A 3,898-nucleotide genomic window follows, 5' to 3' on the forward strand; every position below is an offset into this window, starting at 1 on the left:
GATACGGGATCGGTGGTCTGGTAAACGCGGGCGCCTTCGGGGAGGCCTTCGTTGTGCGTGGCGGAGGGCTGCCAGCGCAGTTGCGCCATCGTGGCGGCAGGGAGCATGGTCAGGAAAAGCAACAATCGTGTCATGGCAGAAAAATATACAATCCGGGCGGAAGATCGAAGGCCGGCAGTTTAAATTTCCGGCCGCATGTATACCGAATGCCTATAATCAGGGGTAAAAAAGAGGGAATACATTGATAATCAGTAGCTGCCGGTACGCTATTATGCCGCTAGATATGCCTTTGATATACATTACCCCCTTGAGTAAACCCTCAGTATCTCCCGGGTAAACCCGGAGAAATCCCGGCGGAACCCATAAAAAAACCCGGGGCGCGGGGCTCCGGGTTGGTATCAGGAAGACTGATTTTACTGTTTTCTGCCGCTGAAGATGTGTTTTTCAGCGTGGTAAGACGAGCGGACGAGCGGGCCTGCTTCTACATAGTCGAGGCCCATGCCGTAACCGATCTCGCGGAGCTCCGCAAACTCGTCGGGGTGTACGAAGCGCACCACCGGCAGGTGTTTGGGGGTGGGCTGAAGGTACTGGCCGAGGGTCACTACGTCGCAACCGTTGTCGTAGAGGTCGTGCATGGCCTGCACTACTTCTTCTTTGGTTTCGCCGAGGCCGAGCATGATACCGGATTTGGTGCGCATGCCGCCTTGTTTGAGCCGGCGGATGACTTCGAGGCTGCGGTGGTATTTGGCCTGGATGCGGACCTGTTTGGTGAGGCGTTCCACGGTTTCGAGGTTATGGGATACCACTTCGGGGGCGGCTTCGATGACGCGGTCCAGGTTTTCCCAGATGCCCCGGAAGTCGGGGATGAGGGTTTCCATGGTGGTTTCCGGGTTGAGGGCGCGAACGGCTTTGATGGTGTTGGCCCAGATGATGGAGCCGCCGTCTTTCAGTTCGTCGCGGTCAACCGAGGTGATCACCGCATGTTTTACTTTCATGAGGTAGATGGCTTCGGCCACGCGCTGGGGCTCATCCCAATCTACGGGTTCCGGGCGGCCGGTGGCTACGGCGCAGAATCCGCAGGAGCGGGTGCAGACGTTGCCGAGGATCATGAAAGTGGCGGTGCCGGCACCCCAGCACTCTCCCATATTGGGACAGTTGCCGCTTTCGCAGATGGTATGAAGTTTATGTGTGTCTACGAGGTTTCTGACCTGCCTGTAGTTCTCTCCGATCGGCAGCTTTACACGCAGCCAGTCGGGCTTTTTCACTCTGGGCGCTGCCGGTTCGGCGGCGATTACGGGTAATTCTTGCATCGCAAATCCTTTCTTTAATAAAGTGCAAAGTTACTTATTCCAACGTTTACCTAACTGCAAACCTACATAAGCGTTGAAAAAGAACGACTTATTATCGCCATTCACCATGATTTGCACCTTTTTCGTGTAATATTCCGCGTTTACCCCTACTTCCAGGGCCGAGATAATATCGTTGAACTTGGCCCAGTCGAACCGGAAACCCATTTTGGCGTGGAGGCCGGGATTGAATTTCACTTCGCTCCATCCCTTGGAGAACCCGCCGGCGCCATAGATCATGGATTTGTCCATGAAATCGTCCTTCGTTTCCTCACTGTACTTCACGAAATTCCTGGAATCGGGGTTACCGTCGGTATTCATGAGCTCAAGGTAGTAGGGTTTCATGAGGCCTGCGGATACGCCGCCGTAATAAATAGCGTTCACTTCCACCCCGTTTTTATTGCCTTTCCCGCCGATGAGCCGCTTCTGGCCGATGCCGAGCTTGGCCTGGTAGAAATTATTCATTTTGCCGTATACGAAGGGAGAAGTGCTGATGACAAAACCCTGCGTTTGCACAAAATTGGCGGAGCGGTCCTGCTTGGGATCTTTTTTCTCGGAGAATTCGAACTGGAAGAAGTTCACGGTCGTCGCGCTTTTGCGGTAACCCATTTCCAGGAAACCGGTCCAGCCATCCGTATTTAGCCTGAAGCCGCCGGAAAACTCACGGTTGTAAAGGTTCTCACCTTCTTCGATCTCGCGGAACAAAGAAATTTTGCGCAGCTTTTTCGCATCCTTTTCCGCCTTCTTCGCAGAGCGGTCAGATTGGGCATGCAATGTAAGGGAAGCCAGCAGGAGGAGTAAAAGTGTGTTGAATTTTTTCACCGTGTTGCGCTATTATTTTAAATTAAAACGCGGGATGTCGTTTTATGTTTTATTCCTATACAAACATACACAAATTTGTTCGTAGTTGACCGCCGGCCCGCGATAGCCGGAAGAGGGAAACAATCTTAAAAATACACTTATTTTTACACCAAAAACCATCCATATGCAAATGGCTGCCATCCTTTACAACGGCGAACTCAGAACTACGGCTACCCACCTCCGCTCCGGCTCGGTGATCGAGACAGACGCACCGGTAGACAACAACGGCAAAGGCGAAAGGTTTTCTCCGACCGACCTGGTGGCTTCCTCCCTCGGCTCCTGCATGCTCACCATCATGGGCATCAAAGCCCGCGATAAGGGCTGGAACATCGACGGCACGAAGGTCAGCATCGAAAAAATCATGGGCACCGAGCCCCGCAGGATCACCGGCGTGAAAGTGGTGTTCGATATGCCCGCATCCGCCGGCCTCGACGATACCGCCCGCAAGATCCTCGAAAACGCGGCGCTCACCTGCCCGGTCGCCAAAAGCCTCCATCCCGACATTAACCAGGACGTGACTTTCAACTGGTAATCCTGTAACGGATTCCCCCCGCGGCAGGTTACAACCTCCCGCCACGTTCCCGGACGAATACGGCCGCCCTCCGCGGGGCGGCTTTTTCGTGCTACCATGCTTCCTCTTCGCCCTCCTCTTCGCCTTCCCATCCCGGCCAGGCCGCTTCCCCAACGCCGCCGTTCACGCCGCCTTCGAACCCCAGCAGCTCCCGCCCCACCCGGCATTCCAGGCACTTTTTCACATCGCAGTACTGCTGCCGCAGCTCCGTGAGCCCCTGCGATTCGGCGGCCGACCGGGCGATGACGGCTTCGTTCCGCCATCCTCTCATAATACGGTTATCCTCCGGTTCCAGGGCCCGCCACAATGCCATCCCCCGCTCCTGCAGCCCCTCGTTGCGCAAATAAGCGCCATAGGCATGGAGCAGGGGCGCCACGGCATTGACCAGCAAGGCCTGCACGGCCTGCCGGCCCATAGCTGCGGTGCGGACGGAAAGTACGTCGAACCGGTAATGGTGGTCCCAATAAGCGGAGGGCGCCGCGGTAAAGAGGGCAGCGAGCTCCCGGGCGCCGGGGCGGTCGAGCATGGCGGAAAACAAATGGGGCTCCTTGTGCAGGAGCGCCGCCAGGCAGGCGATGCGCATGGTCGGGAACGAGGAAGGGCGCATGCGCAGCCAGTGCCACTCGTGCGCCGCCATGGGCATCAGCTGGTATTTCCGGCGCAGGAAGCGGTAATCTTCCAACAGCTGGCGGGGGTAATCATCGACGGGGCGCTCCGGCAACAAGCCCGCCTGGCCAAACAGCAGCGCTTCCAGCCCGGGCAGGCTATGGCGCTGCCGGGCCATGACGGTAAAGGGCGTGGCGGCAATGAGGGCGCGGAAAGCTTCGGTATTGACCGGCATGCCGAAGCAGGACGCCACGGCGCGGAGGCATACTTCCTCCCAATTGGCGCGCGTTTGCTGCAGCCATCCGGTGAAAACGGCGGCCTTGCGCTCCATCCGCTGCATGGTGAGCCTGGCCTGCCATTGTTCCCACAATCCCTCGGGCACGCGGGCCAGCAGGCGGGAACAGGGAAGCTCGTCGGCACTGTCCATCAGCGCCCCGTAGCGCCGGAGGAGGAATTTGGGGATGCGCGGCTGGAGCTCCAGGACGGGAATGCCATCGTCCGCACCATCGTGCTC

The 3,898-nt window shown here is 57.3% G+C and carries 4 protein-coding genes; 1 reads left to right on the forward strand and 3 read right to left on the reverse strand.

The window, feature by feature from the left end; all coding sequences use genetic code 11:
* Positions 1–413 precede the first annotated feature (413 nt).
* Positions 414–1,310 (reverse strand): lipoyl synthase, encoded by an 897-nt coding sequence (gene lipA, locus Q0510_RS00715; protein ID WP_298707328.1) that lies wholly within the window; start codon positions 1,308–1,310, stop codon positions 414–416.
* A 30-nt stretch (positions 1,311–1,340) separates the two neighbouring features.
* A complete protein-coding gene (locus Q0510_RS00720; protein WP_298707329.1) occupies positions 1,341–2,168 on the reverse strand; it encodes a hypothetical protein in 828 nt (275 codons plus the stop codon).
* A gap of 163 nt (positions 2,169–2,331) precedes the next feature.
* Between Q0510_RS00720 and Q0510_RS00725 the strand changes: the two genes are divergently transcribed.
* Positions 2,332–2,739, forward strand: coding sequence for an OsmC family protein (locus Q0510_RS00725; protein WP_298707330.1), 408 nt, complete (start codon positions 2,332–2,334; stop codon positions 2,737–2,739).
* A gap of 91 nt (positions 2,740–2,830) precedes the next feature.
* Here the strand turns inward: Q0510_RS00725 and Q0510_RS00730 are convergent.
* Positions 2,831–3,898, reverse strand: a 1,068-nt coding sequence (locus Q0510_RS00730; protein WP_298707331.1) for a DUF2851 family protein, incomplete at its 5' end; no start/stop codon positions are given.

Origin of the sequence: uncultured Chitinophaga sp. (assembly GCF_937874145.1) — a bacterium.
Taxonomy (GTDB): domain Bacteria; phylum Bacteroidota; class Bacteroidia; order Chitinophagales; family Chitinophagaceae; genus Chitinophaga.